Annotated in this window: 24 protein-coding genes and 1 pseudogene; 15 read left to right on the top strand and 10 right to left on the bottom strand. The window is 42.1% G+C overall.

Annotated elements, in window-relative coordinates; all coding sequences use genetic code 11:
- The first annotated feature begins 127 nt into the window (after positions 1-127).
- The 13 genes from RYL77_RS05150 to RYL77_RS05090 all read left to right on the top strand — a co-directional run bounded on the left by RYL77_RS05150 (position 128) and on the right by RYL77_RS05090 (position 10687).
- Complete coding sequence (locus RYL77_RS05150; RefSeq protein WP_315010340.1) at positions 128-913, top strand: enoyl-CoA hydratase; 786 nt, start codon at positions 128-130, stop codon at positions 911-913.
- Positions 914-1006: 93 nt separating this feature from the next.
- Entirely contained in the window at positions 1007-1441 is a 435-nt protein-coding gene (locus tag RYL77_RS05145) for a MarR family winged helix-turn-helix transcriptional regulator (protein ID WP_000386351.1), read from the top strand.
- Entirely contained in the window at positions 1441-2415 is a 975-nt protein-coding gene (locus RYL77_RS05140) for a beta-ketoacyl-ACP synthase III (protein ID WP_315010338.1), read from the top strand. Before RYL77_RS05145 ends, RYL77_RS05140 begins: the two co-directional genes overlap by 1 nt.
- Before the next feature lie 58 nt (positions 2416-2473).
- Positions 2474-2698, top strand: a complete 225-nt coding sequence (locus tag RYL77_RS05135; RefSeq protein ID WP_000257838.1) for an acyl carrier protein — start codon at positions 2474-2476, stop codon at positions 2696-2698.
- A gap of 116 nt (positions 2699-2814) precedes the next feature.
- Entirely contained in the window at positions 2815-3789 is a 975-nt protein-coding gene (gene fabK / locus RYL77_RS05130; RefSeq protein ID WP_000857446.1) for an enoyl-[acyl-carrier-protein] reductase FabK, read from the top strand.
- Positions 3782-4705 (top strand): ACP S-malonyltransferase, encoded by a 924-nt coding sequence (gene fabD / locus RYL77_RS05125; protein ID WP_315010337.1) that lies wholly within the window; start codon positions 3782-3784, stop codon positions 4703-4705. The genes fabK and fabD overlap by 8 nt, the downstream gene beginning before the upstream one ends.
- 40 nt (positions 4706-4745) lie before the next feature.
- Positions 4746-5477, top strand: coding sequence for a 3-oxoacyl-[acyl-carrier-protein] reductase (fabG, locus tag RYL77_RS05120; protein ID WP_315010335.1), 732 nt, complete (start codon positions 4746-4748; stop codon positions 5475-5477).
- 21 nt (positions 5478-5498) lie between these two features.
- Positions 5499-6734, top strand: a complete 1236-nt coding sequence (gene fabF / locus RYL77_RS05115; RefSeq protein WP_315010333.1) for a beta-ketoacyl-ACP synthase II — start codon at positions 5499-5501, stop codon at positions 6732-6734.
- 2 nt (positions 6735-6736) lie between these two features.
- Entirely contained in the window at positions 6737-7222 is a 486-nt protein-coding gene (accB, locus tag RYL77_RS05110) for an acetyl-CoA carboxylase biotin carboxyl carrier protein (RefSeq protein ID WP_315010331.1), read from the top strand.
- Complete coding sequence (gene fabZ / locus RYL77_RS05105) at positions 7219-7641, top strand: 3-hydroxyacyl-ACP dehydratase FabZ (protein WP_000565509.1); 423 nt, start codon at positions 7219-7221, stop codon at positions 7639-7641. Before accB ends, fabZ begins: the two co-directional genes overlap by 4 nt.
- Before the next feature lie 11 nt (positions 7642-7652).
- Positions 7653-9020 carry an acetyl-CoA carboxylase biotin carboxylase subunit gene (gene accC / locus RYL77_RS05100; RefSeq protein WP_084889759.1) on the top strand — a complete coding sequence of 456 codons (1368 nt, stop codon included), beginning with the start codon at positions 7653-7655 and terminating at the stop codon, positions 9018-9020.
- 36 nt (positions 9021-9056) lie between these two features.
- On the top strand, positions 9057-9923 hold the full coding sequence (gene accD / locus RYL77_RS05095) for an acetyl-CoA carboxylase, carboxyltransferase subunit beta (protein WP_315010328.1): 867 nt from the start codon (positions 9057-9059) through the stop codon (positions 9921-9923).
- Positions 9920-10687, top strand: a complete 768-nt coding sequence (locus RYL77_RS05090) for an acetyl-CoA carboxylase carboxyl transferase subunit alpha (RefSeq protein ID WP_315010327.1) — start codon at positions 9920-9922, stop codon at positions 10685-10687. The genes accD and RYL77_RS05090 overlap by 4 nt, the downstream gene beginning before the upstream one ends.
- Before the next feature lie 266 nt (positions 10688-10953).
- On the opposite strand, the gene nusB is transcribed toward RYL77_RS05090, so the two are convergent.
- The 8 genes and pseudogenes from nusB to gatC all read right to left on the bottom strand — a co-directional run bounded on the left by nusB (position 10954) and on the right by gatC (position 16320).
- Positions 10954-11379 (bottom strand): transcription antitermination factor NusB, encoded by a 426-nt coding sequence (nusB, locus tag RYL77_RS05085; protein ID WP_315010325.1) that lies wholly within the window; start codon positions 11377-11379, stop codon positions 10954-10956.
- Positions 11372-11761 carry an Asp23/Gls24 family envelope stress response protein gene (locus tag RYL77_RS05080; RefSeq protein WP_315010324.1) on the bottom strand — a complete coding sequence of 130 codons (390 nt, stop codon included), beginning with the start codon at positions 11759-11761 and terminating at the stop codon, positions 11372-11374. Before RYL77_RS05080 ends, nusB begins: the two co-directional genes overlap by 8 nt.
- Positions 11762-11782: 21 nt before the next feature.
- Positions 11783-12343, bottom strand: a complete 561-nt coding sequence (gene efp, locus RYL77_RS05075) for an elongation factor P (protein ID WP_000568643.1) — start codon at positions 12341-12343, stop codon at positions 11783-11785.
- Positions 12344-12470: 127 nt separating this feature from the next.
- Positions 12471-12545, bottom strand: a pseudogene (locus RYL77_RS08970) (glutamyl-tRNA amidotransferase); the annotation flags it as partial.
- Positions 12546-12667: 122 nt separating this feature from the next.
- Positions 12668-13063: a hypothetical protein gene (locus tag RYL77_RS05070; RefSeq protein ID WP_315010322.1), complete on the bottom strand. Its 396-nt coding sequence runs from the start codon at positions 13061-13063 to the stop codon at positions 12668-12670.
- Positions 13064-13106: 43 nt separating this feature from the next.
- The gene (gene gatB / locus RYL77_RS05065) at positions 13107-14552 is read right to left on the bottom strand and encodes an Asp-tRNA(Asn)/Glu-tRNA(Gln) amidotransferase subunit GatB (RefSeq protein ID WP_315010319.1); all 1446 of its coding nucleotides are present in this window, start codon (positions 14550-14552) and stop codon (positions 13107-13109) included.
- Positions 14552-16018: an Asp-tRNA(Asn)/Glu-tRNA(Gln) amidotransferase subunit GatA gene (gene gatA, locus RYL77_RS05060; RefSeq protein ID WP_315010317.1), complete on the bottom strand. Its 1467-nt coding sequence runs from the start codon at positions 16016-16018 to the stop codon at positions 14552-14554. The genes gatB and gatA overlap by 1 nt, the downstream gene beginning before the upstream one ends.
- Positions 16018-16320, bottom strand: a complete 303-nt coding sequence (gene gatC / locus RYL77_RS05055) for an Asp-tRNA(Asn)/Glu-tRNA(Gln) amidotransferase subunit GatC (RefSeq protein WP_000705419.1) — start codon at positions 16318-16320, stop codon at positions 16018-16020. The genes gatA and gatC overlap by 1 nt, the downstream gene beginning before the upstream one ends.
- A gap of 293 nt (positions 16321-16613) precedes the next feature.
- On the opposite strand from gatC, the gene RYL77_RS05050 reads away from it, so the two are divergent.
- Positions 16614-16688, top strand: a complete 75-nt coding sequence (locus tag RYL77_RS05050; RefSeq protein ID WP_232610068.1) for a hypothetical protein — start codon at positions 16614-16616, stop codon at positions 16686-16688.
- A 245-nt stretch (positions 16689-16933) separates the two neighbouring features.
- Here the strand turns inward: RYL77_RS05050 and RYL77_RS05045 are convergent, their stop codons facing one another.
- Both RYL77_RS05045 and RYL77_RS05040 read right to left on the bottom strand, forming a co-directional pair.
- A complete protein-coding gene (locus RYL77_RS05045; RefSeq protein WP_042901444.1) occupies positions 16934-17179 on the bottom strand; it encodes a DUF4160 domain-containing protein in 246 nt (81 codons plus the stop codon).
- Positions 17172-17423 carry a hypothetical protein gene (locus RYL77_RS05040; RefSeq protein WP_000471832.1) on the bottom strand — a complete coding sequence of 84 codons (252 nt, stop codon included), beginning with the start codon at positions 17421-17423 and terminating at the stop codon, positions 17172-17174. The genes RYL77_RS05045 and RYL77_RS05040 overlap by 8 nt, the downstream gene beginning before the upstream one ends.
- Before the next feature lie 223 nt (positions 17424-17646).
- Here RYL77_RS05040 and RYL77_RS05035 point away from each other — a divergent pair.
- The coding region (locus RYL77_RS05035; protein ID WP_315010313.1) for a peptide chain release factor 3 at positions 17647-18544 on the top strand (898 nt) is incomplete at its 3' end.

The following is an 18544-nucleotide window of genomic DNA, read 5'->3' as shown; positions in this document are numbered from 1 at the left end:
AAAGATAAGGAATCTAAAATCGGCTGAGACACTTATTACATTCTTATTCTTGCTTTTTAAGAGTAAAAAAGATATACTTTGATAATAAAATGATTTAACTTGTATATAAAAATAAAAAGGAGCCCAGATGAAACATATTATTTATCAGCTTGAAGAGGATTTGGCAATTATTACTTTAAACCGTCCTGATGTCGCTAATGGTTTCCATATTCCCATGTGTGAGGAGATTTTAGAAGCCTTGACTCTGGCAGAAGAGGATCCAGCTGTGCATTTTATTATAATCAATGCCAATGGCAAAGTCTTCTCAGTTGGAGGAGATCTAGTAGAGATGAAGCGGGCAGTGGATGAGGATGATATTCCATCATTGACGAAAATCGCAGAATTGGTCAATACTATTTCTTATAAAATCAAGCAAATTGCAAAACCTGTCTTGATGGAAGTTGATGGGGCTGTTGCAGGTGCTGCAGCAAATATGGCTGTTGCTGCAGATTTCTGTTTAGCGACCGATAAGGCTAAATTTATTCAAGCCTTTGTTGGAGTTGGTTTGGCTCCTGATGCAGGAGGAATTCATCTCTTGAGCCGCAGTATCGGTGTGACGCGTGCAACTCAACTAGCTATGACAGGAGAGGCTTTGACCGCAGAAAAAGCTCTAGAGTGGGGTGTGGTTTACCGTATTTCTGAAGCTGATAAGTTAGAAAAAATCAGAGAACAGCTTCTTAAAAAATTAAGACGTGGTTCAGCTAATTCCTATGCAGCTATCAAGAAGTTGGTTTGGAAGAGCCAATTTAAAGATTGGCAAGATTATGCTGCTTTAGAACTAAACCTTCAAGAATCTCTAGCTAAAACGGAGGATTTTAAAGAAGGAGTTCGGGCTCATTCGGAGAGAAGAAGACCTAAATTTATAGGAAAATAAAAAAATACTTGCGCCATTCTTTGAAGTTTGATATAATTCTTTTGTCAAATGTTTTGATTGTAAAAGTTTTTTTGAGAAGGAGGGAAAGAAAGATTGGACTACCAACGAATTAATGAATATTTAACATCTATATTTAACAATGTCCTCGTCATCGAGGAAGTTAGCTTGAGGGGTAGTCGTTTCAAAGATATCTCCATCAAAGAAATGCATACGATTGATGTGATTGGGAAATTCCCAGATGTGACACCAAGTCAAGTGTCAAAAGAGTTGATGGTGACTCTTGGGACAGTTACGACTAGTTTGAATAATCTCGAACGCAAGGGTTACATTGAACGCATTCGTTCAGAACATGATCGACGTGTGGTGCATCTGCATTTGACAAAGAAAGGTCGCTTGGTTCATAGACTACATAAACGCTTCCACAAGGCCATGGTTGAAAAAATCATCGATGGTATGAGTAAGCAAGAAATTGAGGTTATGAGCAAAGGTCTGACTAATCTTTATCAATTTTTGGAGGATTTGAGATAATGGCTTTTGCAAAAATAAGCCAGGTTGCTCATTATGTACCAGAGCAAGTGGTTACAAATCATGATTTGGCCCAGATTATGGATACCAATGATGAGTGGATTTCAAGTCGGACGGGAATACGACAAAGGCATATTTCAAGAACAGAATCTACTAGTGATTTGGCTACAGAGGTTGCTAAGAAACTGATGGCAAAAGCTGGAATCACAGGAGAGGAGCTGGATTTTATCATCCTAGCTACCATTACTCCTGATTCGATGATGCCCTCTACAGCTGCTCGAGTCCAAGCTAATATTGGTGCTAATAAGGCCTTTGCTTTTGACCTAACAGCTGCTTGTAGTGGATTTGTATTTGCTCTTTCAACTGCTGAAAAGTTTATCGCTTCTGGTCGCTTTCAAAAAGGCTTGGTGATTGGTAGTGAAACCCTCTCTAAAGCAGTCGATTGGTCGGATCGATCAACAGCTGTGTTGTTTGGAGATGGTGCTGGTGGAGTCTTGCTAGAAGCTAGCGAGCAAGAGCATTTCTTGGCTGAGAGTCTCAATAGCGATGGAAGTCGCAGTGAGTGTCTGACTTATGGACATTCAGGCTTGCATTCTCCATTTTCAGATCAAGAAAATGCAGATTCATTTTTGAAGATGGATGGACGCGCAGTCTTTGATTTTGCTATTAGAGATGTAGCCAAGTCTATCAAACAGACTATTGATGAGTCTCCTATAGAGGCGACAGACTTGGATTATCTGCTACTTCATCAGGCTAATGACCGTATTTTGGATAAGATGGCTAGAAAAATCGGTGTTGACCGAGCTAAACTTCCAGCCAATATGATGGAATATGGCAATACCAGTGCAGCCAGTATCCCGATTTTACTTTCAGAGTGTGTAGAACAAGGCCTCATCCATTTAGATGGTAGCCAGACTGTTCTGCTATCAGGCTTCGGTGGAGGCTTGACCTGGGGCACGCTCATTCTTACAATTTAGGTAATCATGTGGTGAACACATTGTTATAAAAAACTATTTATTTTAAAGGAGTCCTATCATGGCAGTATTTGAAAAAGTACAAGAAATTATCGTTGAAGAACTTGGAAAAGACGCATCAGAAGTAACACTTGAATCAACTTTTGATGACTTGGATGCAGATTCATTGGACTTGTTCCAAGTAATCTCAGAAATCGAAGATGCTTTTGATATCCAAATCGAAGCAGAAGATGACTTGAAAACAGTTGGTGACTTGGTTGCCTACGTTGAAGAGCAAACAAAATAAACAGAATATAGATAGAAGGAGTAGGGAAACCCGCTCCCTCTTGTTTAGGCAATAGTTTGATTTTCAAATTATGACGATATCGAACTATTACGTAAGCAAGAAACGATGGAGGCACTATGAAAACGCGTATTACAGAATTATTGAACATTGATTATCCTATTTTCCAAGGAGGAATGGCCTGGGTTGCTGATGGTGATTTGGCAGGGGCTGTTTCCAAGGCTGGAGGACTAGGGATTATCGGTGGGGGGAATGCCCCTAAAGAAGTTGTCAAGGCAAATATTGATAAAATCAAATCATTGACTGATAAACCCTTTGGTGTCAACATCATGCTCTTGTCTCCCTTTGTGGAAGATATTGTAGACCTCGTTATCGAGGAAGGTGTTAAGGTAGTTACAACAGGAGCAGGAAATCCAAGTAAATACATGGAACGTTTCCATGAAGCTGGTATTACAGTTATTCCTGTTGTACCAAGTGTTGCTTTAGCTAAACGCATGGAAAAAATCGGTGCGGACGCTGTCATTGCAGAAGGAATGGAAGCTGGGGGACATATTGGGAAATTAACAACCATGACCTTGGTGCGTCAGGTTGCTGCTGCTGTATCTATTCCTGTTATTGCTGCAGGAGGGATTGCGGATGGTGAAGGTGCTGCGGCTGGCTTTATGCTAGGTGCAGAGGCTGTTCAGGTTGGAACTCGTTTTGTCGTTGCAAAAGAGTCTAATGCTCATCCAAATTATAAGGCGAAAATTTTAAAAGCTAGAGATATTGATACTACGATTTCAGCTCAACACTTTGGACATGCTGTTCGTGCGATTAAAAATCAGTTGACTCGTGATTTTGAACAAGCTGAAAAAGATGCCTTTAAACAAGAAAATCCAGATTTGGAAATTTTTGAACAAATGGGAGCAGGTGCTCTAGCCAAAGCGGTTGTTCACGGAGATGTGGATGGTGGATCTGTTATGGCAGGTCAGATTGCAGGCCTTGTTTCCAAAGAAGAAACCGTTGAAGAAATCCTAAAAGATTTGTATTACGGAGCAGCTAAGAAAATTCAAGAAGAAGCCTCTCGTTGGGCAGGAGTTGTAAGAAATGACTAAAACAGCCTTTTTATTTGCTGGTCAAGGTGCCCAGTATCTAGGTATGGGACGGGATCTCTATGATCAGTATCCGATTGTCAAAGAAACGATTGATCAAGCGAGTCAGGTACTCGGTTATGATTTGCGTTATCTCATTGATACAGAAGAAGAAAAACTTAATCAGACCCGCTATACCCAACCGGCTATTTTAGCGACTTCAGTTGCTATTTACCGTTTATTGCAAGAAAAGGGTTATCAGCCTGATATGGTTGCTGGTTTGTCCCTCGGGGAATATTCTGCCTTGGTGGCCAGCGGCGCCTTGGATTTTGAAGATGCGGTTGCCTTGGTAGCTAAGCGTGGAGCCTATATGGAAGAAGCAGCTCCTGCTGGCTCTGGCAAGATGGTAGCAGTTCTCAATACGCCAGTAGAGGTCATTGAGGAAGCATGTCGAAAAGCTTCTGAACTTGGAGTGGTTACCCCAGCCAACTATAATACACCTGCACAAATCGTGATTGGTGGAGAAGTGGTTGCAGTTGATCGAGCTGTTGAACTCTTGCAAGAAGCAGGTGCTAAACGCTTGATTCCTCTCAAGGTTTCAGGACCTTTTCATACCGCTCTCCTTGAGCCTGCTAGCCAGAAACTAGCTGAAACTCTAGCTCAGGTAAGTTTTTCAGATTTTACTTGTCCCCTAGTCGGCAATACAGAAGCAAGGGTCATGCAAAAAGAAGACATTACTCAACTTTTGACGCGTCAGGTCAGGGAGCCAGTTCGTTTCTATGAAAGTATTGCAGTTATGCAAGAAGCAGGCGTAACCAACTTTATAGAGATTGGACCGGGGAAAGTCTTGTCAGGCTTTGTCAAAAAAATTGATAAGACAGCTAAACTAGCCAATGTTGAAGATCAGGCTAGTTTGGAAACCTTGCTAGAAAACAAGTAATCCCTTCTCCCATAAATACAAGAGGAAACAGGAGAAAAGAATGCAACTAAAAAATAAAAATATCTTTATTACAGGTTCGAGTCGTGGAATTGGTCTGGCCATTGCCCACAAGTTTGCTCAAGCAGGAGCCAATATTGTTTTAAACAGTCGTGGGGCAATCTCAGAAGAATTGCTCGCTGAATTTGCAGACTATGGTGTCAAGGTGGTTCCTATATCAGGAGATGTGTCCGATTTTGCAGACGCTAAGCGTATGGTTGAGGACGCTATTGCAGAGCTGGGTTCAGTAGATGTTTTGGTCAATAACGCAGGGATTACCCAAGATACCCTTATGCTCAAGATGACAGAAGCAGATTTTGAAAAAGTGCTCAAGGTTAACTTGACTGGTGCCTTTAACATGACACAATCAGTCTTGAAACCGATGATGAAAGCCAGAGAAGGTGCTATCATTAATATGTCTAGTGTTGTTGGTTTGATGGGAAATATTGGTCAAGCTAACTATGCAGCTTCTAAGGCTGGTTTGATTGGTTTTACCAAGTCTGTGGCGCGTGAAGTGGCCAATCGCAATATCAGGGTTAATGCTATTGCACCTGGAATGATTGAGTCCGATATGACAGCTGTTCTATCAGACAAGGTAAAAGATGCCATGCTGGCGCAAATTCCTATGAAAGAATTTGGGCAGGCAGAACAGGTTGCAGATTTGACAGTATTTTTAGCAGGCCAAGATTATCTAACTGGTCAAGTAGTTGCCATTGATGGTGGCTTAAGTATGTAGCAGAAGCTAGAGGTAAAAAAGATGAAACTAAATCGCGTAGTAGTAACAGGTTATGGAGTAACATCTCCAATCGGAAATACACCAGAAGAATTTTGGAATAGTTTGACAACTGGAAAAATCGGAATTGGTCCAATTACAAAATTTGATCATAGTGACTTTGATGTGCATAATGCAGCAGAAATCCAAGATTTTCCTTTTGATAAATACTTTGTTAAGAAAGATACCAATCGTTTCGATAACTACTCTTTGTATGCCTTGTACGCAGCCCAAGAAGCTGTCAATCACGCAAATCTCGATGTAGAGACTCTTGATAAAGATCGTTTTGGTGTTATTGTTGCCTCTGGTATTGGTGGAATCAAAGAAATTGAAGATCAAGTGCTTCGCCTAAATGACAAAGGACCAAAACGTGTGAAACCATTGACCCTTCCAAAAGCCTTGCCAAATATGGCTTCAGGAAATGTTGCTATGCGTTTTGGAGCAAACGGTGTTTGTAAATCTATCAATACTGCCTGCGCTTCATCAAATGACGCGATTGGGGATGCCTTCCGCTCAATTAAGTTTGGCTTCCAAGATGTTATGTTGGTAGGTGGTTCAGAAGCCTCTATCACACCTTTTGCTATTGCTGGTTTCCAAGCCCTAACAGCTCTCTCTACTACAGAGGATCCATCTCGTGCTTCTATTCCATTTGATAAAGACCGTAATGGTTTTGTCATGGGTGAAGGTTCTGGGATGTTGGTTCTTGAAAGTCTTGAACACGCCGAAAAACGTGGCGCTACTATCCTGGCTGAAGTGGTTGGTTACGGAAATACTTGTGATGCCTACCATATGACTTCACCACATCCAGAAGGTCAGGGAGCTATCAAGGCCATCAAACTAGCCTTGGAAGAAGCTGAGATTTCTCCAGAGCAAGTAGCCTATGTCAATGCTCACGGAACGTCAACTCCTGCTAATGAAAAAGGAGAAAGTGGTGCGATCGTAGCTGTTCTTGGTAAGGAAGTACCTGTATCATCAACCAAATCATTCACAGGACATTTGCTGGGTGCTGCAGGTGCAGTAGAAGCTATCGTAACAATCGAGGCTATGCGTCATAACTTTGTTCCAATGACAGCTGGAACAAGTGAAGTATCAGATTATATCGAAGCCAATGTCGTTTATGGACAAGGCTTGGAGCAAGAAATTCCATACGCCATTTCAAATACTTTTGGTTTTGGTGGGCACAATGCAGTTCTTGCTTTCAAACGTTGGGAGAATAAATAAGTATGAATTTAAACGATATTAAAGACTTGATGGCTCAATTTGACCAGTCAAGTTTGAGAGAATTTTCTTATAAAAATGGGACGGATGAGTTGCAGTTTAGCAAGAATGAAGCTAGACTTGTACCTGAAGTTGCAGCTCAAGTCGCTCCAGCGCCCGTTCTAGCAACACCAAGTCCAGTAGCGCCTTCATCTGCTCCAGCAGAAACTGTAGTGGAAGAAACTTCGGCGCCAGTAGAAGCAAGTGTGGCTGCTGAGGGAGATGTTGTAGAGAGCCCACTTGTTGGGGTGGCTTACTTGGCTGCTGGTCCAGATAAACCTGCCTTTGTAACAGTTGGTGATACTGTTAAAAAAGGTCAAACATTGGTCATTATCGAAGCCATGAAAGTCATGAATGAAATTCCTGCACCTAAGGATGGTGTGGTAACAGAAATTCTCGTTTCAAATGAAGAAATGGTTGAGTTTGGTAAAGGATTGGTACGTATCAAATGATCGATATTCAAGGAATCAAAGAAGCCCTTCCCCACCGTTATCCCATGCTCCTAGTAGACCGTGTCTTGGAAGTGAGCGAGGATACCATTGTTGCCATCAAAAATGTGACCATCAATGAGCCCTTCTTTAACGGTCATTTCCCTCAATATCCAGTTATGCCAGGTGTTCTGATCATGGAAGCCTTGGCGCAAACAGCTGGTGTCTTGGAGTTGTCTAAGCCTGAAAATAAAGGGAAACTAGTCTTCTACGCTGGTATGGACAAGGTTAAGTTCAAGAAGCAAGTTGTACCAGGCGACCAATTGCTTATGACGGCAACGTTTGTAAAACGTCGTGGCACAATTGCTGTGGTTGAAGCAAAGGCTGAAGTGGATGGCAAGCTTGCAGCCAGTGGTACTCTTACCTTTGCAATAGGGAACTAAGGAGGTTCTCCATGTTTCGAAAAATTTTAATTGCCAATCGTGGTGAAATTGCGGTTCGTATTATCCGTGCGGCGCGTGAATTGGGCATTGCGACGGTGGCGGTTTATTCAACTGCTGATAAGGAAGCCCTTCATACGCTTTTGGCAGATGAAGCGGTTTGTATCGGTCCTGGTAAGGCAACAGAGTCTTATCTCAATATTAATGCGGTTCTATCAGCTGCAGTCTTGACTGAGGCAGAGGCCATTCACCCAGGTTTTGGATTTCTCAGTGAAAATTCCAAATTTGCAACTATGTGTGAAGAGGTTGGCATCAAGTTTATCGGTCCATCTGGTCATGTAATGGATATGATGGGAGACAAGATCAATGCGCGTGCTCAGATGATCAAAGCAGGTGTACCTGTCATTCCAGGTTCAGATGGAGAAGTGCATAACTCTGAGGAAGCTTTGATTGTTGCTGAAAAAATTGGCTATCCTGTTATGCTCAAGGCTTCAGCAGGTGGAGGTGGTAAAGGGATTCGTAAGGTTGAAAAACCAGAAGACCTCGTTTCAGCCTTTGAAACAGCCTCTAGTGAAGCCAAGGCCAATTATGGCAATGGGGCTATGTACATAGAACGGGTCATCTATCCAGCTCGTCACATCGAGGTTCAAATCCTAGGAGATGAACACGGGAATGTGATTCACTTGGGGGAACGGGATTGTTCTCTTCAACGGAATAATCAAAAGGTTTTGGAAGAAAGTCCTTCGATTGCAATCGGAAAAACGCTGCGTCATGAAATTGGTGCTGCTGCTGTTCGAGCGGCAGAGTCTGTTGGCTATGAGAATGCAGGGACCATTGAGTTTCTTCTTGATGAAGCTAGCGGTAAATTCTATTTTATGGAGATGAATACTCGTGTACAAGTAGAACATCCAGTAACAGAGTTTGTTTCAGGTGTGGATATCGTTAAGGAACAGATTCGCATTGCGGCAGGTCAACCTCTGTCTGTGAAGCAAGAAGATATTGTCCTACGTGGCCATGCCATCGAGTGTCGTATCAATGCAGAAAACCCAGCCTTCAACTTTGCTCCAAGTCCCGGTAAGATTACCAATTTATATCTTCCAAGTGGGGGAGTTGGCTTGCGCGTGGATTCAGCGGTTTATCCAGGTTATACTATTCCGCCTTATTATGATAGTATGATTGCCAAAGTCATCGTTCATGGGGAGAATCGTTTTGATGCCTTGATGAAAATGCAACGTGCCCTCTATGAACTAGAGATAGAGGGGGTGCAGACCAATGCAGATTTCCAGCTTGACCTCATTTCAGATCGCAATGTCATTGCTGGGGATTATGATACTTCCTTCTTGATGGAAACCTTCTTACCTAAATATCAAGAAAAAGAATAAAATGACTTTAAGAGTTTAAACCGAAAAGGGGAATTAATGGCTCTATTTAGTAAAAAAGATAAGTATATTCGAATCAATCCCAATCGTTCGGTTAGGGAAAAACCTCAAGCCAAGCCAGAGGTTCCAGATGAATTATTCTCTCAGTGTCCAGGCTGTAAGCATACCATTTATCAGAAGGATCTGGGAAGTGAGCGTATCTGTCCACATTGTAGCTATACCTTTCGTATTTCTGCCCAAGAACGCTTGGCTTTGACAATTGATATGGGAACCTTCAAGGAATTGTTTACAGGGATTGAAAGCAAGGATCCCTTGCATTTCCCTGGTTATCAAAAGAAACTAGCAGCTATGCGTGAAAAAACAGGTCTGGATGAAGCCGTTGTGACAGGAACTGCTCTTATTAAAGGTCAGACTGTGGCTCTTGGGATTATGGATTCCAACTTTATCATGGCTTCTATGGGTACGGTTGTAGGGGAAAAAATCACTCGTTTGTTTGAGTATGCGACTGTTGAAAAATTGCCAGTTGTCCTCTTCACAGCCTCTGGTGGAGCCCGTATGCAGGAAGGAATCATGAGTCTCATGCAAATGGCCAAGATTTCTGCAGCGGTTAAACGCCATTCAAATGCAGGGCTCTTTTACCTGACCATTTTGACAGATCCAACGACAGGTGGTGTAACAGCTTCTTTCGCTATGGAAGGCGATATCATTCTAGCAGAACCACAGAGTTTAGTCGGTTTTGCTGGGCGTCGTGTGATTGAAAATACGGTTCGTGAAAGCTTGCCTGAGGGGTTCCAAAAGGCAGAATTCCTATTGGAACATGGCTTTGTGGATGCTATTGTTAAAAGAAGAGACTTGCCAGATACGATTGCTAGCCTAGTCAGATTGCACGGAGGGGGTCCTAGATGAATATTGCAAAAATAGTCAGAGAAGCGCGTGAGCAGAGTCGCTTGACAACCTTGGACTTTGCGACAGGCATTTTTGATGAATTTATCCAATTACACGGTGACCGTTCTTTTCGTGACGATGGTGCAGTTGTTGGTGGTATTGGCTGGCTTGGAGACCAAGCTGTAACAGTGGTTGGTATCCAAAAAGGCAAGAGTTTGCAAGACAATTTAAAACGGAATTTTGGACAACCGCATCCAGAAGGCTACCGCAAGGCTCTACGTTTGATGAAACAGGCTGAAAAGTTTGGCCGTCCAGTGGTGACTTTTATCAATACAGCAGGCGCCTATCCTGGTGTCGGAGCGGAAGAACGTGGACAGGGAGAAGCTATTGCTCGCAACCTCATGGAAATGAGTGACCTGAAAGTTCCTATTATCGCCATTATTATTGGTGAAGGTGGTTCAGGTGGAGCTCTGGCACTAGCAGTAGCAGACCGTGTCTGGATGCTAGAAAATTCTATCTATGCCATTCTCAGCCCAGAAGGTTTTGCTTCTATTCTATGGAAGGACGGTAGTCGTGCCATGGAAGCAGCTGAACTGATGAAAATCACTTCTCATGAGCTGTTAGAAATGGACGTGGTGGATAAGGTGATTTCTGAAGCAGGACTTTCGAGCAAAGAACTAATTAAGAATGTCAAAAAAGAACTTCAAGCTGATCTAGCTAGACTTTCACAAAAACCGCTATCAGAGTTGTTGGAAGAACGCTATCAACGATTTAGAAAATACTAATACCTCAGAATACATAAAAACTAGAACTGGTAGGCAGTTCTAGTTTTTATGTGGTTCTTATACTCTTCGAAAATCTCTTCAAACCACGTCAGCGTCCCCTTACCGTATATATGGTTACTGACTTCGTCAGTTCTATCCACAACCTCAAAACAGTGTTTTGAGCAGCCTGCGGCTAGCTTCCTAGTTTGCTTTTTGATTTTCATTGAGTATTACTCTGTGCAGAGGGGAAAGTCAAAAGGTGCATGGAAGACCAAACACCTTTTCGATTATTCATTTCCTTCAGTTACAAATTGACTAAGCAGTCCGTTGATAAAGCGGGCTGATTTTTGATCTGAAAAATTCTTAGCGAGTTCAATGGCTTCATTGACTGCTACCAGCTGAGGTGTATCAAATGATGTGATTTCAAAGATACCCAAGCGTAGTAAGTTTTTTTCGACCAAGGTCAAGCGTTCAACTGTCCAGCCTGACTTGAGGTGCTGGTTGATTTGTTTATCCAACTCGTCTTTTTGAGTTTGAACACCAGAAACCAAGTTTAGAAGAAAGGCAGGGATTTGCACATCTGCATCTTCACGGTCATGTGTGTAGGCAAAGTGACAAGCTGTTTCCATATCTGTACCAAATTCAAGGCTCATGAGAGCTTGAAAAGCGCATTTACGAAGTTCGCGTCTAGATTCTAATAATGGACTAGTCATTGAGGAAGTCCTCGTTAAATAAATCTTTCAACTCTGGTTTAGGTGTTTTGTCTGGAACAATTCCTGTAACATGGATGTTGACAGCAGAAAGTTCCACATCAGCCATATCACGGACGGCATCTTTGACCGCTTTTTGAATAGTAAGAGCAACTTTTGGTACTTTCACACCATACTCAAGGTAGAGGTAGATGTCAGCAGTTAGCTCTTCGTTGCTTTCTTTTAAGTAGACGCCACGACCAAGAGAGAGTTTTGATAGGGTATCAGATACGGATTTATTTGAAAATGAGTGGACACCTTCAACTTTAGCAGTTGCGATGGCAATAATTTTTTCAAGTACACGTGGAGCGATAACGATTTCGCCAAATTGTTCTTCAATTCCCATAGAATGACCTCTTTCTAGAGATTAGGCACGAGAAACGTAAGTTCCTTCTGCAGTGTTGATGATCAATTTTTGTCCAGCTTCGATGAAGTCAGGAACGTTGACAACAAGTCCAGTTTCCATAGTTGCTGGTTTACCAGAACCTGTAACAGTAGCACCTTTGATAGATGGTTGTGTTTCAGCAACTGTCAATTCAACAGTAGTTGGTACAGTTACACCGATTACTTCAGTTCCGTAGAATTGGATTTTCACATCAGAGTTTTCAAGGATGTAAAGCAATTCATTTTCAACGTTTACGACTGGAATTTCGTATTGGTCGTAAGTTTCAGTGTTCATGAAGTAGGCAGTTTCATCCATTTTGTACAAGTATTGAGCTGGAACAGTTTCGATAATAGCTTGTTCGAATTTTTCTTCTGGACGGTAGCTTGTGTCAAAAGTAGAACCAGTACGGACATCACGTAATTTCATACGCATGATTGTGTTCCCTTTACCTGGTTTGTGGTGGCTAGCTTCCAAAACGCGGATCAATTTTCCGTCTGCAGTTTCAAATGTCATACCAGCTTTCAATTTGCTTGCTTCAATCATGTTTTTACCTCTTTAATAAATATTATTACTCTTCATTTTACCATAAAATATTCTGGAAATAAAGCCAAAATAGTTATTGGGAGATGGTAGGGGAGAAAAAACCAACCTCAGGGCTGGTTTTTCCATATTACTCTTCTTTCAACTTGGCTAATTCCTGTGCAAGGAGTTTAAGGGCAACTTGTGGGTTGGCTTGGCCTCTTGTTTAGCAAGTTCGTTAAAGAGTTCTTGATTGGCATTGAGGCTATTGAAAAGGTAGATCTCTTAATTTGAATGATTATTAAACTATTTTATAACCTTTAAGAATCATCTAAGATATACTTGTCGTTATTTACTAGCAGTTATCTTCTTTATGGAATGATGTTCAATGAACCAACCTACAATCCACCCCGTCGCTAGCAAGTAATTTTCGAAAGCGCCGATAGCATTCACAGGAGAATGATACTCCATAAAATTGACTAAGTGATTTGTTCCTATTCCAATCCCGCCGATGATGAGGGCGAGAAGCACGATTCGTAGATAGAACCAATCGTACTTAATATTGACACCGAGAATAAGAATCAGTACAGCTAGGTTCCATATTCCAATTTCTCGTTGCCAACCAGCAGCGATTCCGTACCCTGAGTGACTTCCCATATATGATGGAAAGAAAATTTGTAGTATAGAAGCGCCTAACATAGCGATGATGACTAAAACAAATAGCAATCGTAAAAATTTGTTCATTTTTTCTTCTTTCTAAAATAGAAAAAGGTATATAAAAAGTCTGTTATTCATCTTCTTTCAATTTCGCTAATTCCTGGGCAAGGAGTTTTAGGGCAACTTGTGGGTTAGCTTGGCCTTTGGTTGCTTTCATAAGGAATCCTGTGAAGGCCTTATCTGCATTACGTTTACCTGACTTGAAGTCGGCAACTGCGACTTCGTTATCCGTAAAGACTTGGTGGATAATTGGAATCAAAACAGCTGGATCTGAAATTTGAACCATGCCTGCTTTTTCCACGTATTCACGCGCACCACCGCCATTTTTGGCTAGATGGACAAAGACTTTCTTGGCAATCTTAGAAGAGATAGTACCGTCTTCGATGATGGCAATCATTTCAACCAAGTTTTCTGGTGTCAATTCGATTTGTTCCAGTGTCTTGCCTTCGGCGTTCAAGAACTGAGCGACTTCTCCTTGGAGCCAGTTAGAAACTTGCTTGGCATCACCACCAAGAGCAACAGCTTTCTCAAAGAAGTCAGAAGTGACTTTGTTAGCAGTCAACTGGTTAGCATCGTAGTCTGACAAGCCAAGGCCAGCCACGTAACGCGCACGGCGTTCTTTCGGAAACTCTGGCAACTCTGTCCGCATTTCCTCAATCCACTCATCTGAAATTTCAAAGAGAGGTAGGTCTGGTTCTGGGAAGTAGCGGTAGTCTGCAGCACCTTCTTTGACACGCATGAGGATGGTTGCTTTGTTAACTTCATCGTAACGGCGTGTTTCTTGGCGAATTTGACCGCCTGAGCGTAGGATTTCAGCTTGACGTTGGACTTCGTATTCAAGCCCTTTACGGACATTTGAGAAGGAGTTGAGGTTTTTCAACTCAGTCTTGGTACCGAATTTCTCTTGACCATAAGGACGAAGAGAGATATTGGCATCCACACGCATAGAACCTTCCTCCATCTTAACGTCAGAAATGCCAGCGTACTGGATGACTTCCTTGAGAGCTGTCAGATAAGCATAGGCTTCCTCTGGGGAACGCATGTCGGCTTCAGATACAATTTCAATCAAGGGCACCCCTTGGCGGTTGAGGTCAACATAAGAGTAGCCATCTGTACCGTGGGTGTTTTTACCAGCATCTTCTTCTAGGTGGGCACGTTCGATACCGATTTTCTTAGTCGTACCGTCTTCTAGTTCGACTTCAATCCATCCATTGTAACCAATTGGTTCATCAAACTGAGAAATTTGGTAGGCTTTTGGATTATCAGGATAGAAGTAGTTCTTGCGGTCAAAGTGCATCTTTTTGTGGATGTCCATATTGAGGGCAAGAGCAGCCTTGATACCGGCATCGACAACACCTTTATTGAGAACTGGCAGAACTCCTGGGAAAGACCAGTCAATCACGTTGGTGTTGGCATTTTGGTCATTTCCAAAGTGGGCAGAAGTAGGTGAGAAGATTTTTGAATTGGTGTTGAGCTCTACGTGGACTTCAAGTCCAATGACTGTTTCAAAGTTCATTAGTTGTCACCTCCAAAAATCACGGGTTGTTGTTTGTGGTAGTCTGTTGTTGTTTCAAAAGCAGCAGCAGCTTGGTAAATGGTTTCCTCAGAATACTTAGGACCAATCAATTGCAGACCGACAGGTAGACCTTGAGAGAATCCAGCAGGAATCGAAATTCCTGGGAGACCAGCCAAGTTGACTGGGATGGTCAAAAGGTCAGCCAAGTACATGGCAACTGGGTCGTGGTTGAGTGAGTCCAAGTCATAAGCAACACTAGGAGCAGTTGGTCCCAAAATCAAGTCATAATCCGAAAAGACTTTTTCGAAATCTTGAATGATGAGTGTACGAACCTGACCAGCTTTCTTATAGTAGGCATCGTAGTAACCTGATGAAAGGCTGAAAGTACCTAGCATGATACGGCGTTTCACTTCTTCACCGAAACCTTGGCTACGGCTGTTTACATAGATTTCATCAAGATTGGTTGCATCTTCTGCGCGGTAGCCGTAACGGATACCGTCAAAGCGTTGCAAGTTTGATGAAGCTTCTGATGAAGCGATGATGTAGTAAACGGCAACCCCGTATTTAGAGTGAGGAAGGCTGACTTCTTCAACGATAGCACCAAGTTTTTCAAAGTGTTTAGCGGCATTAAGGATGGTTTCTTTAACCTCTGGGTCAATTCCTTCGCCAAGATATTCTTTAGGTAAAGCAATTTTCATGCCCTTGATGTCTTGACCGATTTTTGAAGTAAAGTCGGCAATTCGGATAGGAGCAGAAGTAGAGTCTTTAGCATCTTCGCTGGCAATCGCATTGAGCAAGAGGGCGTTTTCCTTAACAGTAGGAGCAAAAGGTCCAATCTGGTCTAATGAGCTACCGAAGGCAATGAGACCGAAACGAGAAACCGTTCCGTAGGTTGGTTTGAGACCAACGATTCCGTTGAAGGCAGCAGGTTGGCGGATGGAACCACCAGTATCAGAACCAAGTGACAAGCGGACTTGTCCTGACGCTACGGCTGCGGCAGAACCACTAGACGAGCCACCAGGAACCTTGCTGTGGTCCCAAGCATTTTTAGTTGCTCCGTAGTGTGAAGTTTCACCTGAACCACCCATGGCAAACTCATCCATGTTGGTCTTTCCTACGACAATCATGCCTTTAGCTTTTGCATTGGCAACGGCTGTCGCATCAAAGATAGGCTCATAATTGTAGAGCATTTTTGAGGCAGCAGTTGTGAGAATGCCGTCTGTAGAGATGTTATCCTTAACTGCAAGTGGAATTCCTGAAAGGACATTGTCAGCGTCAATTCCAGCTTCATCAATAGCTTTAGCTTGAGCAAGGGCTTGCTCCTCAGCGATGGTAACAAAAGCGTTGATAGCTGTCTCTCGAGACTTGATATCTTCAAGCGTTGCTTGGGTCAATTCAGTTGCAGAAATTTCCTTAGAAACAAGGAGATTGTGCAAGTCTTCAATGGTTTTATTGTTGAAAGTCATTAGGCATCTCCTCCATCGTCTAGGATAGCTGGTACCTTGATATAGTAGTTGTCTTTTTCAGGTACGTTTTTAAACAAGCGATCGCGGTCTGTTCCTTCTTCGGCTACATCAGGGCGGAGTACAGTCTTGCGGTCAGCCATGGTCGTAGTAGGTGCGACACCAGTTGTGTCAACTTCGCCCAGCAATTCAACCATGTCAACAATCTTAGACAAGGTAGTCGCAAAGGCAGCAGTTTCTTCTTCAGAGAATCTTAATTTTGAAAGATTGGCAACGTGTGTTACCTCTTCTTGCGTAATTTTCATCTTGCATCCTTTCGTGAAATGATGATTTTTAGTCTGTTCTATTTTACCATATTTTCCTATAAATAAGGGAGGGAAAGGTGAAAAAAGACAGGTATAGGATGGAGAACGGGTTTCAATGACGATTTGTTTGAAAAGAGGATTTCAAAGGGGAAATTATATGGTACAATAGTTTGACAGAGAAGTGAAGACGGTGGTTACAAAATCGAAAGGATGGTGATGCTTATGTGCAGATCCTGTAAAATCTTAGTAGAAAGGAGTAACCAGATTTGTCCCCTTTTGAGGCTTTGACACTTATGTTTGTAGCTGGTAACTTTGTTATCACGCTCCTGAAGTTCATCCTTGAATTGGTAAAAGAGACAAAAAAATAGCCGTCCTAACTTTGGCGAGTTAACGAGCTATTTTTAGTTATGTAACTACAGCCACCGTCTTAAACGGCTCTGTGGGGTGTTGTTGACGCAACACCTTTTTCTATATTCATTGTAACATTTATTTAAAAAATTGCAAGGGGAGTAGGATGGTTAGTACCTAAGTGGGGCAATAGTTGAATAGTAGGCATTAAAATTGCTCGCTAGTTTTTGTTTGTTGTTGATTAGCAAACTAAGATTCTTTGATTTTAATATGCACTCTTTTGGTATTCATTCCATAAAGCCTGAAGTTCATCTGCATTTTCTAAGACATATTGCCTTATCATTTTTAGGTCTTTTGCTTTTGCTTTACCATCTCTCAGTTCACCGTTCAGAAACATTGAACCCACTTCTTCTCCGTGGATATAAAAGTGAATATGCGCTTTTTGACCTTTATGGTTATGTTCGTTAGGACGAATTTCAATACCATACTTTAAGAAAGAATATTTAGGCATGTAGTAGTCCCACGTAGTCCTTCCATGTTTCAAGGTAGTTATCGCGATTTAACTCAATTTGCTTTTGAGCAAAACGAATGTCATAGTCTGCCAAGTCCAAGTTTTCCAATACTTCTCCAGTTAGAATACTAAAGGTTCCAATTAATTCATCGTCATCATACATGCGCAAAATAGGGTTGTTTGGATTCTTGTAAATATCATCTTTTGTCACTTCTAAATTAGTTACACCAAATTCTTTGAACATGATTATATCTCCTTTTTGTTTTATTATATCATTTTTGCTAGAATTGTCACGATTTTCGATATATTTGACTACAAGGGAAAGCTTTTATTCAATATAAAATAGAAATTGAAAAAAATGCTAAAATTCGATATAATGGAGTGTTGAAAGGAATGGTAAAATCCAATGTAAAAATCATTCTTAGATATCGAAACAAGAAAAATAGAGAATCAAAGAAAGAGAACTTATGAATATTCAAGAAGAAATTAAGAAACGTCGTACCTTTGCCATCATCTCTCACCCGGACGCGGGGAAAACAACGATCACTGAGCAGTTGCTCTACTTTGGGGGCGAGATTCGTGAAGCTGGTACGGTTAAAGGAAAGAAAACAGGGACTTTTGCCAAGTCTGACTGGATGGATATCGAGAAGCAACGTGGGATTTCCGTTACTTCATCTGTGATGCAGTTTGACTACGATGGCAAGCGCGTCAATATCCTCGACACACCTGGGCACGAGGACTTCTCAGAAGATACCTATCGTACCTTGATGGCGGTGGATGCTGCGGTCATGGTGGTGGACTCTGCCAAGGGTATCGAGGCCCAAACTAAGAAATTGTTTGAGGTTGTGAAACATCGTGGCATTCCAGTCTTTACCTTTATGAACAAGCTAGACCGTGACGGTCGTGAGCCACTAGACCTCTTGCAAGAGTTGGAAGAAGTCTTGGGCATTGCTAGCTACCCTATGAATTGGCCGATCGGGATGGGGAAAGCTTTTGAAGGGCTCTATGACCTCTATAACCAACGCTTGGAACTTTACAAGGGGGATGAGCGTTTTGCTAGTCTTGAAGATGGAGACAAGCTTTTTGGAAGCAATCCTTTCTACGAGCAAGTCAAAGATGATATTGAGCTTTTAAATGAAGCTGGAAATGAGTTTTCAGAGGAAGCAATCCTTGCTGGAGAATTGACACCAGTCTTCTTTGGTTCGGCTCTTACTAACTTTGGTGTGCAGACCTTCCTTGAAACCTTCCTCAAGTTTGCTCCAGAACCACATGGACACAAGAAAACAGATGGTGAAATTGTGGATCCTCACGACAAGGATTTCTCAGGATTTGTCTTTAAAATCCAAGCCAACATGGACCCTCGTC

The organism is uncultured Streptococcus sp., assembly GCF_963516515.1.
Taxonomy (GTDB): Bacteria; Bacillota; Bacilli; order Lactobacillales; family Streptococcaceae; genus Streptococcus.
Note: the sequence above shows the minus strand (reverse complement) of the source record. Positions and strands in the feature narration are given on the sequence as shown.

What these genes read in the sequence shown, in the direction of transcription:
- RYL77_RS05150 (WP_315010340.1), top strand. Translation starts at nt 128, where the DNA reads ATGAAACATATTATTTATCAGCTTGAAGAGGATTTGGCAATTATTACT.
- RYL77_RS05140 (WP_315010338.1), top strand. Translation starts at nt 1,441, where the DNA reads ATGGCTTTTGCAAAAATAAGCCAGGTTGCTCATTATGTACCAGAGCAA.
- RYL77_RS05135 (WP_000257838.1), top strand. Translation starts at nt 2,474, where the DNA reads ATGGCAGTATTTGAAAAAGTACAAGAAATTATCGTTGAAGAACTTGGA.
- fabK (WP_000857446.1), top strand. Translation starts at nt 2,815, where the DNA reads ATGAAAACGCGTATTACAGAATTATTGAACATTGATTATCCTATTTTC.
- fabD (WP_315010337.1), top strand. Translation starts at nt 3,782, where the DNA reads ATGACTAAAACAGCCTTTTTATTTGCTGGTCAAGGTGCCCAGTATCTA.
- fabG (WP_315010335.1), top strand. Translation starts at nt 4,746, where the DNA reads ATGCAACTAAAAAATAAAAATATCTTTATTACAGGTTCGAGTCGTGGA.
- fabF (WP_315010333.1), top strand. Translation starts at nt 5,499, where the DNA reads ATGAAACTAAATCGCGTAGTAGTAACAGGTTATGGAGTAACATCTCCA.
- accB (WP_315010331.1), top strand. Translation starts at nt 6,737, where the DNA reads ATGAATTTAAACGATATTAAAGACTTGATGGCTCAATTTGACCAGTCA.
- fabZ (WP_000565509.1), top strand. Translation starts at nt 7,219, where the DNA reads ATGATCGATATTCAAGGAATCAAAGAAGCCCTTCCCCACCGTTATCCC.
- accC (WP_084889759.1), top strand. Translation starts at nt 7,653, where the DNA reads ATGTTTCGAAAAATTTTAATTGCCAATCGTGGTGAAATTGCGGTTCGT.
- accD (WP_315010328.1), top strand. Translation starts at nt 9,057, where the DNA reads ATGGCTCTATTTAGTAAAAAAGATAAGTATATTCGAATCAATCCCAAT.
- RYL77_RS05090 (WP_315010327.1), top strand. Translation starts at nt 9,920, where the DNA reads ATGAATATTGCAAAAATAGTCAGAGAAGCGCGTGAGCAGAGTCGCTTG.
- nusB (WP_315010325.1), bottom strand. Translation starts at nt 11,379, where the DNA reads ATGACTAGTCCATTATTAGAATCTAGACGCGAACTTCGTAAATGCGCT.
- RYL77_RS05080 (WP_315010324.1), bottom strand. Translation starts at nt 11,761, where the DNA reads ATGGGAATTGAAGAACAATTTGGCGAAATCGTTATCGCTCCACGTGTA.
- efp (WP_000568643.1), bottom strand. Translation starts at nt 12,343, where the DNA reads ATGATTGAAGCAAGCAAATTGAAAGCTGGTATGACATTTGAAACTGCA.
- RYL77_RS05070 (WP_315010322.1), bottom strand. Translation starts at nt 13,063, where the DNA reads ATGAACAAATTTTTACGATTGCTATTTGTTTTAGTCATCATCGCTATG.
- gatB (WP_315010319.1), bottom strand. Translation starts at nt 14,552, where the DNA reads ATGAACTTTGAAACAGTCATTGGACTTGAAGTCCACGTAGAGCTCAAC.
- gatA (WP_315010317.1), bottom strand. Translation starts at nt 16,018, where the DNA reads ATGACTTTCAACAATAAAACCATTGAAGACTTGCACAATCTCCTTGTT.
- gatC (WP_000705419.1), bottom strand. Translation starts at nt 16,320, where the DNA reads ATGAAAATTACGCAAGAAGAGGTAACACACGTTGCCAATCTTTCAAAA.
- RYL77_RS05045 (WP_042901444.1), bottom strand. Translation starts at nt 17,179, where the DNA reads ATGCCTAAATATTCTTTCTTAAAGTATGGTATTGAAATTCGTCCTAAC.
- RYL77_RS05040 (WP_000471832.1), bottom strand. Translation starts at nt 17,423, where the DNA reads ATGTTCAAAGAATTTGGTGTAACTAATTTAGAAGTGACAAAAGATGAT.